The organism is Sporosalibacterium faouarense (assembly GCF_016765695.1).
Classification (GTDB): domain Bacteria; phylum Bacillota; class Clostridia; order Tissierellales; family VENL01; genus Sporosalibacterium; species Sporosalibacterium faouarense.
In genome coordinates this window covers 1-19,669 of the sequence record NZ_JAETGO010000018.1, presented here as the reverse complement: position 1 = coordinate 19,669, position 19,669 = coordinate 1, and the positions used below count along the sequence as shown (strand labels likewise).

Here is a 19,669-nt window from a genome sequence, read left to right as displayed (position 1 = left end):
GGATAAGTATGGATACAGTTATAATTAAAATAAATGATGAAAGAGTAGAAGTACCTAATGACTTTACAATACTTCAAGCGGCAAAAAAAATGGGGATAGATATCCCCACATTATGCTATGATGAAAGATTGGAGTCCCATGCGGCCTGTAGAATGTGTGTAGTAGAAGTAGAGGGAGCTAGAAATCTACAAACATCCTGTTCTTTAAAAGTTGCAGATGGAATGGAAATAAAAACCCATAGTGAAAGAGTCATTCAGGCTAGGAAGGATATCTTAGATTTATTATGGGCGAATCATCCAAATGATTGCTTAACATGTGAGAAGTCAGGAGAGTGTAAGTTACAGGAGTATTGCTATAAATATGATGTTAAGGAAACAACATTTGAAGGAAAGAGAAAAAATTATGAAATAGATGATAGTAGTCCATTCTTTTATAATAACCAAAATAAATGTATAAACTGTGGAAAGTGTGTAAGGGTATGTTCAGAGTTACAACATACAAATGCTATAGGCTTTAGTGAAAGAGGATTCAATACCCATGTATCTACACCATTTGAAATTGGCATAGATAATTCAGTATGCGTATCGTGCGGAAATTGTGTGTCAGTCTGTCCAGTAGGTGCATTAATGCCCAAATCTAAGGAGAAGTTTAGACTATGGGAGACAAAAAAAGTAAGAACAACTTGCTCCTATTGTGGAGTTGGATGTCAGATGGATCTACTAGTAAAAGATAACAAGGTCGTTGGTGTACAACCAGCAAACGGTCCTTCAAATAATGGACTACTTTGTGTTAAAGGTAAATTTGGATTTAATTTCATTAATCATCCAGATAGGCTAAATAAGCCCCTTATTAAGAAGGATGGGCAATTTGTTGAATCAAGTTGGGAAGAAGCATATGGATTAATAGTAGAAAAAGTTAATAATATAAAATCAGAAAAAGGTTCTGAAGTATTTGCAGGATTTACTTCTGCAAGATGTACAAATGAAGAGAATTATTTATTTCAAAAATTATTTAGAGCAGGAATAGGAACTAACAGTGTCGATCACTGTGCTCGACTCTGACATAGCTCTACAGTTGCAGGTCTTGCAACTACATTAGGAAGTGGAGCTATGACAAACAGTATTGCAGAAGTAAAAGATGCAGACGTAATCTTTGTAATAGGATCAAACACTACAGAGAATCACCCTGTAATTGGGGCACAGATGAAGCAAGCAAAGGCACAAGGAGCTAAATTAATAGTAGCTGATCCTAGAAAAATAGATCTAGCTAATGACTCTGATGTGTTTCTTCAAATAAAGCCTGGAACAAATATTGCTTTATTAAATAGCATGATGAATGTAATAATTGAAGAAGGATTAGAAGATAAGAAGTATATAGCAGAAAGAACTGAGGACTATGAGGAACTAGTAAAATTAGTAAAGGCATACACTCCAGAGAAGATAGGAGAGATTTGTGAAATAGACCCAGAAGACATAAGAAAAGCTGCGAGAATATATGCAAAGGGTGATAAGTCTGGAATTTACTATGCAATGGGAATAACACAACATAAAAAAGGAACCCATGGAGTTATGGCTGTCTCAAATCTTGCATTACTTTGTGGGAATATTGGTAAAGAGTCAGCAGGAGTGAACCCATTAAGAGGTCAGAATAATGTTCAAGGCGCATGTGATATGGGTGGGCTTCCAGCTGATTATCCTGGATATCAAAAGGTATTTAAACCAGAGATTCAAGAAAAATTTGAAAAGACTTGGAATACTAAATTGTCTCCTAAAGTAGGTTTAACTATACCTGAGGTCATACATGGAGCAGAGGAAGGTAGTGTTAACTTCTTATATATCATGGGAGAAAATCCAATGATATCAGATCCTGATATAAACCATGTAAAAAAGGCATTAGATAATGTAGATTTCTTAGTAGTACAGGATATATTTTTAACTGAAACTGCTGAAAGAGCTGATGTTGTATTGCCAGCAGCTTCCTTTGCAGAAAAAGAAGGTACTTTTACCAATAGTGAAAGAAGAATACAAAGAGTTAGAAAAGCTGTAGAAGCTCCAGGAGAAGCAAAGCCTGATTGGGTAATATTAATGGATATAATGAATCGACTAGGCTATGATAAAAAATATTCATCACCATCAGAAATAATGGATGAAATTGCGTCTGTTACACCTCAGTATGGTGGAATCAGCTATGATAGAATTTCTAAAATAGGATTGCAATGGCCATGTCCATCTAAGAGTCATCCAGGTACAAAATACCTTCATAAAGGTGTTTTTGCAAGGGGTAAAGGGTTATTTATGCCTCAAGAATATGTGGGAAGTGTTGAGAGTGTAGACTCTGAATATCCTTATATTATGACTACGGGAAGAGTATTATATCACTATCATTCAAGGTCTATGACAGGAAGGGTAGAAGGTTTAAATAAAAAAGCACCTGTATCATTTATAGAGATTAATCCTGCTACAGCCAATAGGTTAAATATAGAAGACGGAGAAAAAGTTAAAGTTACATCTAGACGAGGTACTATAACAACGATGGCAAAAATCACAGATATAATTGGAGAAGACACTGTATTTATTCCCTTCCATTATGCTGATGGAGCTGCCAATGTACTAACTGGTACTGAGCTTGACCCTATAGCAAAGATTCCAGAGCTTAAGGTGACTGCAGTAAGGATAGAAAAAATATTATAGGTCTTAGGAGGATTGTCATGTTTAATGTTGGAATAATTACAGCAAGTGATAAAGGATATAAGAATGAAAGAGAGGACAAAAGTGGCGAAGTAATAGAAGAAATCCTAAGAAAGAATAACTATAAGGTTATCAAGAAAATCATTTTGCCTGATGATAAAAAGATGTTATCAGAAGAAATGATTAACATGAGTGATAATTTAAAAGTAGATTTAATACTAACAACTGGAGGAACAGGATTTAGTAAAAGAGATGTTACCCCTGAGGCTACAAGGGAAATAGTTCATAGACTTGCACCAGGAATAAGTGAGGCAATAAGATATTATAGTCTTCAAATAACACCTAGAGCAATGTTATCTAGGGCAGTATCGGGAATTAGAAATGAAACATTAATAGTAAATCTTCCTGGCAGTCCTAAAGCTGTTAGAGAATCATTAGATTATATAATTGGAAGTCTAAAACATGGATTAGAGATATTAACTGGAAAAGCCACTGAATGTGCTAGAGAATGAGGGGAAAGTGATGAAAAACTTTGGAACAGCAGTAATATTAGCTGGGGGTAAAAGTAGTAGAATGGGTTTTGACAAGCAATTTCTAGAAGTTAATAAGACAAAGTTAGTAGATATTATTACTAGGAAGTTGGAAAATCAATTCGAAGAAATAATAATGGTCACTAATAAGCCTGAGTATTATAAGGACTTTCCTCATAAGATTGTTGAAGATGAAATTAAAGAGAAAGGTCCTTTAAGTGGAATTCATACAGCTTTAAAGAAGGCATCAAGTAAGTATGTTTATTTTCTAGCTTGCGATATGCCCAATATTAATTTAAAGTTTATCCAATATATGAAAGATAAACTTAATGAAGTGGGAGGTGATGGATGTTTATCTAGAAAAGGTAATTGGATAGAGCCATTTAATAGCTTCTATTCGAAAGATATAGTTCCCAAAATAGAGGAACACTTATTTAATGATAAACGGTCTATACATTCCTTAGTAAGAAAGCTAAATTTCTATTATGTAGAGGAAGAAATTGCTTTGAGGTATAGTCCTAATTGGGATATGTTCATGAATCTTAATACAACCCATGATTTAGAATTATATTTATCTGGGAAAAGAGTAAATTAAGGCTTTCCTCATTTATAAAAAGTAGACAAACTATAAAAATACTAAAGCTCATAAATGATTTTATTTTTAAATAAGAAGAGAGGTCTTATATGAAAAATATAAAGTCATATAATATATTAAAAATAAAAGGTGATGAAGTTAATGAAATAGAGGATAAAGTTGTAGTGGAATATCCATTTACGATTTATTTAGATAATGAGGAATTCATAACTTTACTATGTACGCCTAAGTCATTAAGATACTTAGCAATAGGATTTTTACAATCAGAAGGAATAATTGATAAAAAAGAAGATATTGAAAAAATAGATATTGATGAAGAGAGAGGATTAGCTTTTGTAAATACTACGAGAACTAATTCATTAAGTAAAAATCTTTCTAGAAAAAGAACTATTACCACAGGCTGTGGTAAAGGAACAATCTTCTACAATGTAATTGATTCATTTAAAACGAAGAAGATTTCCAAGAGGTTAGATATTGACAAAGATAATATATACAAACTAATGACTAAATTCAATGAAAAATCTAAGATGTTTTTAGAAACTGGTGGAGTTCATAGCTGTGCATTATGTAAGAATAATCAAATATTAATATTTGAAGAAGATATAGGAAGACATAATGCTTTGGACAAGATTTTAGGAAGAATATTATTAGAAGAGATTAAGCTAGAGGACAAGTTTATTGTCACTAGTGGACGAATAACATCAGAGATTCTAATAAAGGCAAGTATGAGAAGTATATCCACTATAATTTCTAGATCAGCACCTACTAATCTTTCAATAGATATGGCTAAGGAGTTGAATATTACTTTAATTGGATTTGCGAGGGGTAAAAAAATGAATATGTATACGAATTTTCCGAGCTTGAATTCCTAAGGTTGTTTTAACTACGGATTAGAGCCGATGGGTATAAGAAGAAAGATTTATGCCTCCCGTATTTGGAAAGGAGAGTTTGAATTATTAAATCAGTTTATATTTATCTATTATAAGCTTTAGGGTGTAATATGCCCAAAATTAGATTTAATACTTCAATAGTCCTTTCAAGGACTATTTTTTATTTTAATAAAAAGCTCTCTTATTTAGATTTTTAAAAAATGAGAGGAGTTGTAATGAAATGAAAAAAAATTTATTAATTGTAGCTTTATTAATAATAAGTCTTATTACAGGATGTAGTTCAGTACAGAATGCTCAGGATACTAGTGTTGGTGATAATGGCAGTATAATCTTGGCTACAACAACAAGTACAAGAGATAGTGGATTATTAGATTATATATTACCTGATTTTGAAGAGAAAACAGGAATAGAAGTAAAGGTTGTAGCAGTAGGAACAGGTGCAGCTTTACAAAAGGGTAGAGATGGAGATGCAGATGTACTTTTAGTTCACGCAAAACCTTCTGAAGAGCAATTTGTTGAAGAGGGTCACGGACTAAAAAGATATGATGTTATGTATAATGACTTTGTTATTGTAGGTCCTAAGGAAGATAGTGCTAATATACATGCTGAAGCTGCTAACGATGTAGTAAAAGGGTTTCAGACTATAGCAGAATCAGAATCCACTTTTGTATCTAGAGGAGATGATTCAGGAACCCATAAAAAAGAGAAGAGTATATGGGAAAATGCTGGGATTCAGCCAGAAGGAAGTTGGTACTTATCAAGCGGAAGTGGAATGGGAGATACTTTGAAAATTGCTGATGAAAAGCAAGCTTATACAATGACAGATAGAGCAACGTACTTAAATCTTAAAGATAAACTTAATTTAGATATTTTAGTAGAAAAGGATGAAATGTTATTCAATCAATACGGAGTGATACCAGTAAATCCAGATAAAAATGAAAATATAAATAATGGAGGAGCACAGGAATTTATAGATTGGTTACTTTCAGAGGACATACAAAAGATGATAGGGGAATATGGTAAAGATAAGTTTGGAATGCCATTATTTACACCTAACTACAATAAATAGGTAGTTTCTTCATCTAAGAACTAAATATATTTTGGTTTGAATTTATTATAGAACTTGATTTCTGATATAGGATTTATACTAAAGTATAAATCCTATATCAGAATGCTTTATTAAGTAAAAGATAAAGGAGAGCAGTTATGGACTATATATTACAAGGATTGAAGGAAGGGATTTTATTACTATTTAAGTTAGATAAAGAGTTATATAGAATAATATTTTTATCAGTGGCTGTATCATCAACAGCCACTGCATTATCTTCATTCCTTGCAATACCAATAGGGGTTTATCTAGGAATTAAGAGATTCAGATTAAAAGGTTTATTCTCTAGAATATTATATACTTTTATGAGTATACCATCAGTAGTGGTAGGACTTTTAGTGGCAATCAGTCTTTCGAGGAGAGGACCACTTGGGTCATTACAGCTTTTGTATACGCCTACAGCTATGATAATTGCACAAACAATATTGGTATTTCCATTAGCCTTAGGTTTAGTCTATAATCTTTCAAAAAATAGAGGGAAAGAGATTGAAAAGATAGGATTGACATTAGGAGCTAGAAGATTTGATGTAATTATACTAATAGTTAGAGAGCTGAAAATATATCTATTTATAAATGTAATAACTGTATTTTCAAGGGCTATATCTGAGGTTGGGGCAGTTATGATAGTAGGTGGAAATATAAAAGGACATACAAGGGTTATAACTACATCTATTGCAATGTTTAATTCCATGGGTAGTTATTCTAGAGCTATAGCCTTAGGACTAGTATTATTATTAATATCTTTTCTTATAAATAGTATTATTTACAGCTATAATAAGGAGGATTAAATGGATATAGAAATAAAAAACTTAAAGAAATATTTCGGAACTAAAATGATATTAGATATTGAGGAGCTTAAATTTAAGAAGAATATAATAACAGGTATAATAGGCCCAAATGGAGCAGGTAAAAGCACCTTAATTAATATATTGGCGGGACTTGATAAGGAATATCAAGGAAGCATAACTTATAATAAAGAAAAATTTAACGATAGTATGTATTTAGATATTACTTTGGTTTTTCAAAAACCATATCTATTGAATAGAAAAGTCTATGAAGACGTAGCATATCCTTTGAAAATTAGAAAACTCAAGAAATCCGTAGTAAAAGAGAAGACTAATGAGATATTAAAAGAATTAGGTATATACCATTTAAGAGATCAGAAGAGTACACAACTTTCAGGGGGAGAAGCACAGAAGGTTTCATTAGCTAGGGCAGTTATAATCGAGCCAGAATTAATATTATTAGATGAACCAACTTCAAGTATAGATGAGGATTCAATTAGTACATTAGAAAGAGTATTAAAAGAATATAATAAAGAATACAATACAACTATAATAATTATTACCCACGATATAGAGCAAGCATATAGACTATGTGATGAAATTATATTTCTTAAGAATGGAAGGGTGGAAGACAAAGATGGACTTTTTTAATGTTATTTCCGTGGGAGAGGCAAAAGAACGACTACTTAAGAGAGTAAAAAATAAATATTTAAAAATAGAAACAATCAATCTTGTTCAGGCTTTAAATAGAGTCTTGGCAGAGGATATAGTTTCAGATATAAATGTTCCAGAATTTAATAGGTCAACTGTTGATGGATATGCAATACAAAGTAAAGATAGTTATGGGGCAACTGAAACAGTACCAAGCTTATTAAACTATAAAGGTGAAGTTTCCATGGGAACTAAAACAGATCTAGAAGTTAATCCTGGAGAAGCAGTTTATGTTCCTACGGGAGGCATGATTCCCAATGGAGCAGATTCAGTTGTAATGATTGAAAATGCAGAAAATATGGCTGGCGAGAGTATATTTGTGTACAAGCCTATATCTAATGGAGAAAACTTAATTTTAAAAGGGGATGACATCAAGAAAAATCAAACTATATTGTCAGTAGGAAAGAAATTAACTCCCCAAGATATTGGAGTTTTAGCTGCTATAGGAAAAAAAGAAATAAAAGTATATAAGAAGCCAAGGTTCTATGTAATATCTACTGGTGATGAAATTATTGATTTAGATGAAGAATTGGGAATGGGGGAAATTAGGGATATTAATGGATACGCCCTATATTCACTTATAAAAAGCATTGGTGGAGAAGTTGTAGCTAAATCTATTGTTAGAGATGAGTTTGACCTCCTAAGAGATGAAGTGGAGAAAGGTATTGACAATTCAGATGTAGTTTTAATATCTGGAGGAAGCTCAGTAGGTGTGAGAGATTATACTTATGATGTGATTAACTCCTTTGATGGAGAAGGAGTATTTATTCATGGGATTTCAATAAAACCTGGTAAACCAACTTTAGTTGGTGAAGCTAATGGGAAAATTGTTTTTGGATTACCGGGACATCCAGTATCTTCAATAATAGTATTTAAGGTATTAGTTGAACACCTAATAGAGGGAGTAATGAATACTAGAAGACAGAGAAAAAAAACAAAGGCCATACTAGACTTTAATGTTCACTCCAATCCAGGTAAGGAAACATATCACATGGTAAAATTAGAAGAGAGAAAGGGAAATCTTTATGCAATTCCTAATTGGGGGAAATCGGGAATGATAACTCTATTATCTGAATCCAATGGTTATATAATAATATCCTCTGAAGAAGAAGGAATAAATAAAGGCGACGAGAGACAAGTATATTTTCTATAGAAGGGAGGACAAAAGTTGAAAAAAGAAGATAGAAATATCTATATTAAGAATACACCCATAGAAGAAGCTCAAGAGATATTTTTTAATAGATTAGGGTTTAAAAACAAACATGAAAAAATAGATGTGTTAGATACTATTGGGAGGATAACCTTTAATGCAATATATGCTAAAAATTCATCTCCCCATTATAATGCTGCTGCAATGGATGGAATATTAGTTAAGGCAGAATCTACATATGAGGCTAGTGAAGTAAACCCTATAATTTTAAAAGAAGGAAAAGGCTTTATATATATAAATACAGGAAACTTAATACAAGATGGTTTTGATGCAGTCATAATGATAGAAGATGTAATAGAGTTAGAAGAAGGAAAAGTGAAGATTTTAAAGGCGGCTTACCCTTGGCAGCATATCAGACCAATTGGAGAAGATATAGTTGCTACAGAAATGATACTCCCCTCCAAACACAAAATCAGGCCCATTGATTTATCAGCTTTATTATCTGGAGGAATAGAGGAAATAGAAGTATATAAAAAGCCTCAGATTGGAATTATTCCTACAGGCTCAGAAATCATAGAGAATAATAGGGATTTGAAACCAGGGAAAATTATTGATTCAAACTCTAGGGTTTTTCAAGGTTTAATAGAAGAATATGGTGCTATTGCTAATAGATATTCTCCTGTAGCTGACCAATATAACCTTCTTAAAAATGCAATTTCTAAAGGTATAGAAAATAATGATATTTTGATAATTAATGCAGGTTCATCGGCTGGAACAAAAGACTATACAGCTAAAATAATTAAAGAACTGGGTGAGGTAATTGTACATGGTATTGCAATAAAGCCAGGTAAGCCTACCATACTAGGTATAATAAATGAGAAGCCTGTGATAGGATTGCCAGGATATCCTGTGTCTTCATATTTAGCTTTTGAATCCTTTGTAAAGCCTTTAATATACCGCTATACTGGTCAAATATTATATAATGAGGATTTATTATCTGCAACTTTATCTAAGAGAATCGTGTCATCTGTTAAGAATAAAGAGCTAGTTAGGGTAAATGTTGGATATGTGAATGATAAGTATATTGCAACACCTATATCCAGTGGAGCAGGTGTAACTATGAGTTTAGTTAAAGCAGATGGTATACTTGAGGTCCCTCAGAATAGTGAAGGATTGGAAGCAGGTTCAAAGGTTAATATAAAGCTATTAAAACCTTTAAATAAAATCAAAAACACAATGGTTTCCATCGGGAGTCATGATTTGATTATGGATATCATAGGTGATCTGATGCCATTATCATCTGGACATGTGGGAAGCATGGGAGGAATTATGGCAATGTTAAGAGGAGAATGTCATATTGCACCTATACATCTATTAGATCCAATCTCAGGGAAATATAACATTTCGTATATTAAGAAATATTTCCGAGGAAATAAAATGGCACTAATAAAAGGTGTCAAGCGATATCAAGGTTTTATTATAAAGAAAGGAAATCCACAAAATATTAAGAGCTTTGAAGATTTAGTTAATGAAGATGTTATTTATATAAATAGACAAAGAGGTGCAGGCACAAGAGTGTTATTAGATTATGAATTAAATAATAGAAAAATTAAGTCTAGTGATATTAAAGGATATGAAAGGGAAATGAGCACTCACATGTCTGTAGCAATGGCTGTGAAATCAGGACTAGCAACTACAGGCTTGGGAATAATGTCAGCGGCAAAGGCCATGGACTTAGATTTTATTAAGGTTGCTGAAGAAGAATATGATTTCTTGATTCCATATGATAATTTATCTGATAGAAAAACACAATTATTTATAGAGACAATTAAATCTCAAGAGTTTATAAATAGAGTAAACAGTTTAGATGGATATAAAACTGAAGGTATAGGCCAAGTAATTACCATTTTATAAAAATTCAATATATGATAAAAAGACATATTATAATAATATTAATATAAAGCCGACTTAATATAATATCACTATGATTATAAAATGAAATCAAAAAAGCAGGTGAAATAATGAAGGATTTATATGGAAGAAAAATCAATTATCTTAGATTATCAGTAACAGATTTATGCAATTTAAGGTGTAAATATTGTATGCCAGAAAAGGGAATAAAAAAAACTAGTCATAGTGATATCTTGAGAATAGAAGAAATTTCATACATAGCTAAAGTTTTTACATCATTAGGCGTAGATAAAATTAGATTAACTGGCGGAGAACCTTTAGTTAGAAATGGAATTTTAGATCTAGTAAGAGATATCGGTAAGATTGATGGAATAAAAGATTTTGCTATGACAACAAATGGAGTGCTTTTGAATCGGTATGCCAAGGAACTGAAAAAAAGGGGACTAAATAGGGTTAATATTAGTCTTGATACACTTGATGATACTAAGTATAGAGAGATTACAAGGCTTGGAAGCTTGAAGGATGTAATTAGTGGAGTAGAGGAAGCAAAAAAGATTGGTTTAACTCCTATAAAGATAAATATAGTTCTTATAGGTGGGTTTAATGATAATGAAGTTCCATCCTTTATAAATTTTGCAAAAGAGTTTGAAGTAGATATAAGGTTTATTGAGCTAATGCCTATAGGAGAGGCAGCCAACTGGGCAGTCGACAGGTTTATGTCTAACCAAACTATATTAGATAATTTAGGAGAACTGACTCCTGTTAAGAATGAAGATATTTCTTCACCAGCCAATTATTATAAAATACCAGGTTCAAATAGTAGAATTGGTATAATTAATCCAATTTCATGTAAGTTTTGTGATTATTGCAATAGAGTTAGAGTTACAGCAACAGGAAAGTTAAAGCTTTGTCTTCACTCAGATGATGAGATTGATATAAGAAGTATTATTAGAGAGGGCAAGGATTTGAAACAGTTTATATTACAAGAAATATTAAAAAAGCCTAAGTCACATAAATTAGAAGAAGGTCAGTACATAAAAAGAAATATGCACGAAATAGGAGGGTAGAATTATGAAGTTAACTCACTTTAATGAAAGTGGCAGAGCTCATATGGTAGAGGTTACAGATAAGAAAGTAACTAAAAGAATAGCAATAGCTAGAGGAAGTATTAAAGTGAAAGAGGACACCATTGAAAAGATTAGAGAAGGTTTAATAAATAAAGGTGATGTCCTTTCAGTTGCACAAGTTGCTGGTATTATGGGAGCAAAGAAGACAAGTGATATTATTCCAATGTGCCATAATATTTTTCTTTCAGGAGCAGATATAAGTTTTAATATATTAGATAATAAAATTGAAATTGAAGCGGAAGTAAAAACCACAGGTAAAACAGGTGTAGAGATGGAGGCTTTAACAGCAGTATCTATTACAGCTTTAACTATATATGATATGTGTAAGGCAATAGATAAGGATATGGTGATTGAGGAGATTAAATTGATTAAAAAAACAGGGGGAAAATCGGGGACCTATGAAAGGAGTGAATAATATGAAAATAAGTGGTAAAGTAGTAGCGGTAAATATAAGTAAAAAAAAGGGAGTTATAAAAAAACCTATTAAAGAGGGTATATTTAAAGAAAATCATGGATTAGTAGGGGATGCTCATGCAGGGAATTGGCATAGACAGGTAAGTCTGTTGGGTGTAGAAAGTGTTGATAAGATGCGAAAACAAGGGATAGAAGGTTTATGTAGTGGTAAATTTGCAGAAAATATAACCACAAAAGGAATAGAATTATATACTTTACCAGTAGGAACAAAACTTAAGATTGGTGAAACTGTTCAAGAAGTTACTCAAATCGGAAAGAAATGTCATAGTGGGTGTGAAATTGCCAAGGAAGTAGGACAATGTGTTATGCCTAAGGAAGGAATTTTTACAAAAGTGGTAAAGGGTGGTACTGTGCGAGAAGGAGATATTATTGGGATATTGATAGATGAATAAGGGCACACTTTAATTTTATTTAGGTATAATTAATAAAATAATTATATTATGTGGAGTTTTATGAGGTGAAAAAAAGTCCTATAGACAGAGAAAATAGTCGATCTAATAACACAAATGTAATGATATTCTACATTTGGAATAATATAGCAAGAGTTAATATATATGTATTATTAAGAAAAATGGGGAAAATCGGATTTTATCCGTAAAGAAAAAATCAAACTTTCAATGGTATTAAGTTATAAAAACAATACTATTTGAGGGTTGTTTTTTTGTAAAATCACTACAAAATACTACAAAAACTGTTAAATTAATTACATATTGATTGATATGGAATTATAACTCTAGTATAATATGGACGATGGCATCATCTCGTTATATTTAGGAGGTTAAAAATTGAGCTTACTTAAAGAAGTACTAGAAAAGAATAAATTATATATTAATGAGAGAAAAGGTGAGGGTAGAAAAATTGATTCTCATGCTAAAAAGAAAGCTCTAATATTTACTTGTATGGATACAAGACTTGTAAATCTTGTAGAAGAGTCTATGGGTTTTAGACAAGGAGATGTTAAAGTATTGAAGAATGCAGGAAACTCAATTAGGACAGCTTGTGATGATGTTATAAGGTCTATCTCTCTAGGGACAATTATGATGGGGTTAGAAGAAGTTTTTGTAGTTGGACATAAGGATTGCGGGATGGCTAAGCAAGATTTAGAAAAGATTAAAGAAGCTATGTTATATAGAGGAATTTCTGAAGAAATAATTAATTCTATTGATTTAGAAGAATGGACTGGAATTATCAGCGACGAAAAAGAAAATATAATTGAAGTTGTAAACAAAATAGAAAAATCTCCTTTTATACCTTTAGACGTTAAGGTACATGGTTTATCAATAGATCCATATTCAGGAGAATTAGAAGTAATAGTTGATGGTAATGCTTAGAATTTAAAGGAGGTCATTATGGATAAAAGGATATTAAGCCCATCAGAAGTAGCACGAGCAACTATTAAAGGTGGTATAAAAAAGGCAAATTTATCGACATTACAAATGATATTATTAGGGATTTTTGCTGGTGTATTTATAGGCTTTGGTGCTCATGCTGATATAACCGTGATTCAAACTTTAGGAGGCATTGATATTGGAATAGCGAAATTCTTAGGAGCGGCAGTATTCCCTGTTGGACTTATGCTTGTACTTATGGCAGGTGCAGAGCTGTTCACTGGTAATAATTTAATGACTTTAGCACTTATGGATAGAAAAATAACCTTTAATAAAATGATGAAGAACTGGGTGATAGTCTATATAGGTAATTTTATAGGATCAATTTTATTAGCAATTATACTGGTTAAAACAGGATTATATAAATCTGATGCTGCTATAACTACAAAAGCAATAGGAATTGCTGAGGCAAAGGTGGCATTACCTTTTGGAGAAGCTTTTTTAAGAGCTATACTTTGTAATACAATTGTTGTATTAGCTGTATGGTTTGCTACAGCAGCAAGAGACATTATTGGCAAGATATTTGCGATTTGGTTTCCAATAATGTTATTTGTATTGTCAGGCTTCGAGCATAGTGTTGCAAACATGTTCTTTATTTCTCTAGGTAAGATGTTAGGTGGAAACTTTACATGGATGCAAATGTGGATAAGCAATATAATACCAGTCACTTTAGGTAATGTTTTAGGCGGTGCAGTAATAGTTCCTGTGGTGTATTATTTGGCATATGTTAAGCCATCAGGTGATAAGAATAAAGGTATAGTAAAAGGATTCATGGCAAATAATAAGAAGAAAACTGCTTAATACGATAAAGCTCCCCTTGTAATAAATTGTTTATTATAAGGGGAATTTATATTGGAATAAAAATTTAATATTTTAATGGTAAATTACTAAAGATAATATATACGATTATGATTAAGAAATTTCTTGTATGTGGTAGATTCATGGTAGAACTTCATATGAGAGTATGTCTTACTTGTAAATATGCAATTTCCTCATACACTTCTTATCTTCAATAAATAGACATAAAAGATTATAATATTAAGGTATTGTAAAAAATACACATAGACTATGAAAAAAGTCTATGTTAGACTATGATTGGAATATAATGAATGATAAATTTAATAATAAGTTATAAATTAAGTTACATAATGGGAGGGATTAGATTGTTAATTGAAAAAACAGTTAAGGATTTTGTAGAAGCAGTTGCAAGTAAAGCACCAGCACCAGGAGGAGGAAGTGTTGCAGCACTAACAGGTAGTTTAGGTTCAGCTCTTACTGCAATGGTAGGTAATCTTACTATTGGCAGAAAGGCATATGAAGCTTTGGATGCTGAACAAAAAGCTAGTGTAGATAAGAATTTTGATGAAGCAATGAAGCTTGTAGAAAGACTAAATGAGTTAGTTGATGAAGACACTAAATCATTTAATGGTGTTATGGCTGCTTTTAAGATGCCAAAGGATACTGAAGAGCAAAAGGCAGAGAGAAGTAAAGCTATCCAAGAAGCTACAAAAGAAGCGTTAGAGGTACCTTTAGAAACAGCAGAAAAATGTTTAGAGGTTTTAAGACTTCAAAAAGTATTCGCTGAATATGGAAATCAAAATGCTATAACTGATATTGGAGTTGGTGCATTATTAGGATGTTCTGGATTAGAAGGAGCCTTATTCAACGTAAAAATAAATCTATCAAGCATTAAAGATAAAGAATATGTAGAAAAGATAAATAATGAATGTGAAAAAATAATGGATGAAGGAAATTCATTAAAAGAAGAAGTTCTTAAAATAGTATATAGTAAATTATAAATAGAACTAAATTATTTCTACGCGTATACAGAAGGGGTTCCTAAAAATTCAAGGAATCCTTTCTTTTATTATGATAAGATTCGTGTTAATATAATATTAAGGAAAATTAATAAAATGTCGAAATTTTAGTTTTAAAAAGATAAGTGAAGAAATTGCTAGAAATGTAATATTTAATTACCTTTAGAGTAAAAAAGCACAATGAAATTCAAATTATTCTTAAGAGCTAATTTAAACCTTTGCAAGGGAGTAGATTAATATGCCTAGACAAAACGGAATAACAATTGATGACATTATGAAAATGGATTTTATGGAAAAATGTAAGGTTATAGCGGGATTCAAAGGAGTTAAAAATGTAGTTTCTAAGGTAAATATCATGGCAGACCCAGATATCTTAAATTGGGTTGATGAAGGGGAACTTTTGCTTACTACAGCGTATTCATTTAAGAAAGATAATATAGAAGAGCAAAAAAAGCTAATAAAGGAATGCTCAAAGAAGAAGTTAGCAGGAATTGGAATTAAAATATATCCATATCTAGAGAGTTTATCTCAAGAGGTACTAGACCTTGCAGATAGACTGAATTTTCCTATAATAGACTTATATTATGCTATACCTTTTTCGGATATTATGACGCCTATTCTTAAGGAAATATTTAATAAACAAGCTAGACTTTTGCAGAGAGTTGAACATGTTCATGAAGAACTTATGAATGCAATGTTATCAAATTCTAGTCTTAAAAAGATAGCTGAGGTGATTAGTCATAATATTAAAAATCCTATTTTAATAAAGCTCCAATCACCAAATGAATCAATTGAAGAGTTTGATTTTATAGATAAAGATATAAAGAAAATTTTATTAGAAAATTCTAGAACGTTTTATGATCCAGAACTTAGAAAGAGAATAGAAAAGAAACTATATGAGAGTAAAGTTTTAATAAATGGCAAGTATATTCAGCGAATGGTAATGCCTATAGTTGTTAAGAACAAAGTATTTGGACATATATTTGCTTGGGGTATTAATACTCCATTGGGTGGCTTTGATTATTCAGTTGTTGAGACAGCATCAACTACTATAGCTTTAGAGATTTTTAAAGAACTATCAATTAAAGAGGTAGAAAATAGATACAGATCTGAGTTCCTTGAGGACTTATTTTCATTAGATAAGAGTAGGAAAGAAAAAGCAATCCAAAGATCTCACTTGTTTAATTTAGGGATAGATGATGAGTATGTAATTATAGTTTCTGAATTTAACAATAAAATAAGTCAAGAGCCAGAAAATGAAAAGTATATGGAATTAACTCAGCAAAGTGCTCAAAGTATATTAAACTTAATAGAGGACTTACTAAATGAGTTAGGTCTTGTTGGGATAGCTGCAAGTAGAACTGATAGTGTACAAGTTTTAATATCATTTAAAAATGATGCAAAAACTAAGAAGAAATTAACACAATTTAAAATGAAAATGGAAGCATTACTTCTGGATAAATTTAAGAATATAGACTTCAGAATGGGAATCGGACGACCATCTAAAGGATTAGAAAATGTTAATAAAAGTTTGATGGATGGTGTAAGAGCAATAAGAGCAGGGAGAATACTAAATAAGGGAAGAGTTGTTAGCTTTGAAAATTTAGGTATCTATAAAATACTATGCCAAGATAAATTAGAGGATGAGTTAAAGAAGTTTTATGATACAACGTTAAAATCTTTAGTCGAATACGATAGAAAAAAGTCAACTGAACTAGTCAAAACACTAGAAGCCTATTTTTATAGCAATGGCAATTTAAAAAGAATGTCAGATATTCTATTTACACATTACAATACTGTATTATATAGGGTCCAAAGAATAAATGAAATAACGGGAATGTCCTTAGAAAATCCTGATGATAGATTGAATTTAGAAATAGCACTAAAAATTAAGAATTTACTAAAAAAGCATATAGAAGATAACTAAATAAAAGCTAATTTTAAAAGAGTCTTAATCCTCAGTTTTACCTTAGGATAAAGACTCTTTAATATTAATCTTCAACAAGTGCAACTGCTCTTATAGGAGAACCTGAACCGTCTCTAATCTTAAGTGGTAATCCTATGTACAGAAATCTTTTGTTTACAATTTTATCAAGATTGCATAAATTTTCAGTATTAGTAATATCATATTCACCACAAACTAAGTGACCTGAAAAATCTAAATCGTCTGGATGATCTATAGCTGGTGCATCGACTCCAATATTTACGACGCCCTTTTCTGCTAGCCATTTAGCGCCATTATAGCTTAAGCCTGAATATGTGGTTTGCCATTTATCAGTCCCAAAATTTCTATCAAAGTGACCTGTGTACATTAATAGGATATCTCCTTTTTGTATTTCTTGACCAGATTTCCTAACCGCTTCTTCCAAATCTCTAGGTTCAATATACCTAGTTGGAGGTATGTGAGATAAATCAATACAAATAGCACTACCCCAGAAATACTCTAAAGGCATGTTATCGATAGTTTCACCTGATGGTTTGTACTCCCATACACCATCACTATGAGTTCCACAATGCTCACTAAGGAGCAAATTTCTAGCAGAAAAACCTAGTTTTTTGCTTCCGGTATCCTGCATATTTTGTTCATGAGACATATTAGACATTATAAATGTCTTTTGATGCATAGGAAAAACTGACATACCTTGAAAAATCTCTTGTGATAAATCAATTAAACGTAATCCCATATAATCTCTCCCTTCGTTAATTATATTAAATATATATCAGGTTATTGATATATTTAAAACTCAAAAATAGTACTATAGTTTAAATATGTATATACAAACTTCAGAAAAAAACATAATCAATTCTATTGTTCCCCAAAACAGGAATAATATTGTATAATACTAATTGAGCATATTAAATACTATAGTATATCTTGTATTATATAAGAAATAATAAATTGCTCCAAATAGTTTAAAGAATAATTAAATACATTAAAGGTAAAACAAGTTATTAATGTAGTTAACTTACCTATATATATAATTATAGTAATTGAATACATAAATTGCTTTATAAATATTTTACAAAACACTATAAGATAAATTATAAGAACTTAAAAAATTAATTACTACATGTATCCCTTATTTTAAGGGAATTATAATTTAAATAAAATAAGTTATTTACAATCCCCATTAAAAATTTAGAAAATTATAAACATTTGACAAAATAATTCCGTATATTTCTTTAAAGAATAGTGTGTTTTTTATAAACTAATAATAAAGGTGAATTTGTTATTTTGTGTTATCATCAAAATAGGATAAAAAAACAATGAAAAACAAACAATAAAAAAAGCAAATTAATAACTTTAAAGGAGGTTTTTGAATGTCAGAGCAAAAACAGTACATACTTGCAGTTCCTAACTTTAGTAATGGTAGGGATGAAGATGTTATTAAGGCAATTGTAGAAGAAGTAAGAAAGGTAGAAGGGGTCACTCTAGTTAGTTATGAACCAGAGCATGATTTTAACAGAACTGTGGTAACTGCTATAGGGGAACCACAGCCATTAAAGGAAGCATTACTTAATATGGCAGAAAAATCAATTGAGCTTATTAACATGGAAGAGCAAGAAGGGTCTCACCCAAGAATCGGTGCGCAGGATACTATTCCTCTATTCCCATTTAAAAATATTACTCTTGATGAGTGTAAGGATTTAGCTGAAGAAATAGGTAAAGAGCTTCATGAGAGAACAAAAGTACCAATCTTCTTCTCGGGAGTAAATGCAAGAGATGAAAGAAGAAAATCTCTTGGATTTATTAGAAAAGGACAATATGAGGGATTAAGAGACTTACTTAAAGATAAATCCCATCCAGATTATGAAGATAGAAAACCAGAGCTTAGTGTTGATGGCATGCTTAGTGATAGATCTGGTGCAACAATTGTGAGTGCTGACCAAGAAGGTCTAACTGCTTATAATGTATTCTTAGATACAGAAGATGTAAGTATTGCTAAGAAAATTGGTAAGGCTGTTAGAGGACCAAGTGGTGGATTCTCCACAATAAGAGCCGTAGGTATTAAATTCCCAGAAAGAAGTGGAGTAGTTGTATCTATGAATATGTTTGACTGTACAAAAACTCCATTATATAGAGCATTTAAATTTGTTAAGCAAGAAGCAGAAAGATATGGTGTGAATGTTACTGGATCAGAGATTGTAGGACCAGTAAAACTAGAGCACTTACTTAATTCATTAGAATATTTCTTAGGACTAGAAAACTTTAGAACAGAGCAAATATTAGAAACACATTTAATGGAGTAGCTTTTATAAACAAAAGGGAGGGAAGTTTTTTGAAAACAGATGTTCAAATAGCACAAGAAGCTAAGATGCTTCCAATAGTCGAAGTAGCTAAAGGATTAGGAATCGAAGAAAATGAAGTTGAGCTTTATGGTAATTATAAGGCTAAGATTTCTTTAGACGTATTCAAGCGTTTAAAGGCTAAGGAAGATGGAAAGTTAATATTAGTTACTGCAATTAACCCAACTCCAGCAGGTGAGGGAAAAACT

20 protein-coding genes and 1 riboswitch are annotated in these 19,669 nt (G+C 31.4%); of the genes, 19 read left to right on the top strand and 1 reads right to left on the bottom strand.

Annotation, left to right across the window (positions count from 1 at the left end; translation table 11 throughout):
• Positions 1 to 8: 8 nt before the first annotated feature.
• From fdhF to JMO20_RS02405, 17 genes are all read left to right on the top strand, one after another.
• A complete protein-coding gene (gene fdhF / locus JMO20_RS02485; RefSeq protein ID WP_202707871.1) occupies positions 9 to 2,690 on the top strand; it encodes a formate dehydrogenase subunit alpha in 2,682 nt (893 codons plus the stop codon).
• Positions 2,691 to 2,707: 17 nt separating this feature from the next.
• The gene (locus JMO20_RS02480) at positions 2,708 to 3,199 is read left to right on the top strand and encodes a MogA/MoaB family molybdenum cofactor biosynthesis protein (RefSeq protein ID WP_202707869.1); all 492 of its coding nucleotides are present in this window, start codon (positions 2,708 to 2,710) and stop codon (positions 3,197 to 3,199) included.
• A gap of 10 nt (positions 3,200 to 3,209) precedes the next feature.
• On the top strand, positions 3,210 to 3,812 hold the full coding sequence (mobA, locus tag JMO20_RS02475) for a molybdenum cofactor guanylyltransferase (RefSeq protein WP_202707867.1): 603 nt from the start codon (positions 3,210 to 3,212) through the stop codon (positions 3,810 to 3,812).
• Positions 3,813 to 3,901: 89 nt separating this feature from the next.
• Positions 3,902 to 4,684, top strand: coding sequence for a formate dehydrogenase accessory sulfurtransferase FdhD (gene fdhD / locus JMO20_RS02470; RefSeq protein ID WP_202707865.1), 783 nt, complete (start codon positions 3,902 to 3,904; stop codon positions 4,682 to 4,684).
• Positions 4,653 to 4,773: riboswitch (molybdenum cofactor riboswitch) on the top strand. Its footprint overlaps the gene before it by 32 nt.
• A 149-nt stretch (positions 4,774 to 4,922) precedes the next feature.
• The gene (locus tag JMO20_RS02465; RefSeq protein WP_202707859.1) at positions 4,923 to 5,771 is read left to right on the top strand and encodes an ABC transporter substrate-binding protein; all 849 of its coding nucleotides are present in this window, start codon (positions 4,923 to 4,925) and stop codon (positions 5,769 to 5,771) included.
• Positions 5,772 to 5,908: 137 nt separating this feature from the next.
• Entirely contained in the window at positions 5,909 to 6,598 is a 690-nt protein-coding gene (locus tag JMO20_RS02460) for an ABC transporter permease (protein ID WP_202707855.1), read from the top strand.
• A complete protein-coding gene (locus JMO20_RS02455) occupies positions 6,599 to 7,246 on the top strand; it encodes an energy-coupling factor ABC transporter ATP-binding protein (RefSeq protein ID WP_202707854.1) in 648 nt (215 codons plus the stop codon).
• Entirely contained in the window at positions 7,233 to 8,459 is a 1,227-nt protein-coding gene (locus tag JMO20_RS02450; RefSeq protein ID WP_202707853.1) for a molybdopterin molybdotransferase MoeA, read from the top strand. Before JMO20_RS02455 ends, JMO20_RS02450 begins: the two co-directional genes overlap by 14 nt.
• A 15-nt stretch (positions 8,460 to 8,474) precedes the next feature.
• Positions 8,475 to 10,370 carry a molybdopterin biosynthesis protein gene (locus tag JMO20_RS02445; protein ID WP_202707852.1) on the top strand — a complete coding sequence of 632 codons (1,896 nt, stop codon included), beginning with the start codon at positions 8,475 to 8,477 and terminating at the stop codon, positions 10,368 to 10,370.
• Between the two features lie 107 nt (positions 10,371 to 10,477).
• Positions 10,478 to 11,434, top strand: a complete 957-nt coding sequence (gene moaA / locus JMO20_RS02440; RefSeq protein WP_202707850.1) for a GTP 3',8-cyclase MoaA — start codon at positions 10,478 to 10,480, stop codon at positions 11,432 to 11,434.
• A gap of 4 nt (positions 11,435 to 11,438) precedes the next feature.
• Entirely contained in the window at positions 11,439 to 11,909 is a 471-nt protein-coding gene (gene moaC, locus JMO20_RS02435) for a cyclic pyranopterin monophosphate synthase MoaC (RefSeq protein ID WP_207753412.1), read from the top strand.
• A gap of 1 nt (position 11,910) precedes the next feature.
• Positions 11,911 to 12,360, top strand: a complete 450-nt coding sequence (locus JMO20_RS02430; RefSeq protein WP_202707848.1) for an MOSC domain-containing protein — start codon at positions 11,911 to 11,913, stop codon at positions 12,358 to 12,360.
• A 65-nt stretch (positions 12,361 to 12,425) separates the two neighbouring features.
• Positions 12,426 to 12,566 (top strand): hypothetical protein, encoded by a 141-nt coding sequence (locus JMO20_RS02425; protein ID WP_202707846.1) that lies wholly within the window; start codon positions 12,426 to 12,428, stop codon positions 12,564 to 12,566.
• A 187-nt stretch (positions 12,567 to 12,753) separates the two neighbouring features.
• Positions 12,754 to 13,299, top strand: a complete 546-nt coding sequence (locus JMO20_RS02420; RefSeq protein WP_202707844.1) for a beta-class carbonic anhydrase — start codon at positions 12,754 to 12,756, stop codon at positions 13,297 to 13,299.
• Positions 13,300 to 13,317: 18 nt separating this feature from the next.
• Entirely contained in the window at positions 13,318 to 14,157 is an 840-nt protein-coding gene (locus JMO20_RS02415) for a formate/nitrite transporter family protein (protein ID WP_202707842.1), read from the top strand.
• Between the two features lie 362 nt (positions 14,158 to 14,519).
• Positions 14,520 to 15,155, top strand: coding sequence for a cyclodeaminase/cyclohydrolase family protein (locus JMO20_RS02410; protein ID WP_243414610.1), 636 nt, complete (start codon positions 14,520 to 14,522; stop codon positions 15,153 to 15,155).
• 256 nt (positions 15,156 to 15,411) lie between these two features.
• Positions 15,412 to 17,100, top strand: a complete 1,689-nt coding sequence (locus JMO20_RS02405) for a PucR family transcriptional regulator (protein ID WP_202707840.1) — start codon at positions 15,412 to 15,414, stop codon at positions 17,098 to 17,100.
• 64 nt (positions 17,101 to 17,164) lie between these two features.
• Here the strand turns inward: JMO20_RS02405 and JMO20_RS02400 are convergent, their stop codons facing one another.
• Positions 17,165 to 17,857, bottom strand: coding sequence for a cyclase family protein (locus JMO20_RS02400; RefSeq protein WP_202707838.1), 693 nt, complete (start codon positions 17,855 to 17,857; stop codon positions 17,165 to 17,167).
• A gap of 637 nt (positions 17,858 to 18,494) precedes the next feature.
• Between JMO20_RS02400 and ftcD the strand changes: the two genes are divergently transcribed.
• Positions 18,495 to 19,424 carry a glutamate formimidoyltransferase gene (ftcD, locus tag JMO20_RS02395; protein WP_202707836.1) on the top strand — a complete coding sequence of 310 codons (930 nt, stop codon included), beginning with the start codon at positions 18,495 to 18,497 and terminating at the stop codon, positions 19,422 to 19,424.
• 29 nt (positions 19,425 to 19,453) lie between these two features.
• Positions 19,454 to 19,669, top strand: a 216-nt coding sequence (locus tag JMO20_RS02390) for a formate--tetrahydrofolate ligase (RefSeq protein ID WP_202707834.1), incomplete at its 3' end; no start/stop codon positions are given.

Coding starts and splice junctions, on each gene's coding strand:
- JMO20_RS02465 (WP_202707859.1), top strand. CDS start 4,923: ATGAAAAAAAATTTATTAATTGTAGCTTTATTAATAATAAGTCTTATT.
- JMO20_RS02480 (WP_202707869.1), top strand. CDS start 2,708: ATGTTTAATGTTGGAATAATTACAGCAAGTGATAAAGGATATAAGAAT.
- mobA (WP_202707867.1), top strand. CDS start 3,210: ATGAAAAACTTTGGAACAGCAGTAATATTAGCTGGGGGTAAAAGTAGT.
- JMO20_RS02405 (WP_202707840.1), top strand. CDS start 15,412: ATGCCTAGACAAAACGGAATAACAATTGATGACATTATGAAAATGGAT.
- JMO20_RS02450 (WP_202707853.1), top strand. CDS start 7,233: ATGGACTTTTTTAATGTTATTTCCGTGGGAGAGGCAAAAGAACGACTA.
- moaC (WP_207753412.1), top strand. CDS start 11,439: ATGAAGTTAACTCACTTTAATGAAAGTGGCAGAGCTCATATGGTAGAG.
- JMO20_RS02460 (WP_202707855.1), top strand. CDS start 5,909: ATGGACTATATATTACAAGGATTGAAGGAAGGGATTTTATTACTATTT.
- ftcD (WP_202707836.1), top strand. CDS start 18,495: ATGTCAGAGCAAAAACAGTACATACTTGCAGTTCCTAACTTTAGTAAT.
- JMO20_RS02415 (WP_202707842.1), top strand. CDS start 13,318: ATGGATAAAAGGATATTAAGCCCATCAGAAGTAGCACGAGCAACTATT.
- JMO20_RS02430 (WP_202707848.1), top strand. CDS start 11,911: ATGAAAATAAGTGGTAAAGTAGTAGCGGTAAATATAAGTAAAAAAAAG.
- JMO20_RS02455 (WP_202707854.1), top strand. CDS start 6,599: ATGGATATAGAAATAAAAAACTTAAAGAAATATTTCGGAACTAAAATG.
- moaA (WP_202707850.1), top strand. CDS start 10,478: ATGAAGGATTTATATGGAAGAAAAATCAATTATCTTAGATTATCAGTA.
- JMO20_RS02400 (WP_202707838.1), bottom strand. CDS start 17,857: ATGGGATTACGTTTAATTGATTTATCACAAGAGATTTTTCAAGGTATG.
- fdhD (WP_202707865.1), top strand. CDS start 3,902: ATGAAAAATATAAAGTCATATAATATATTAAAAATAAAAGGTGATGAA.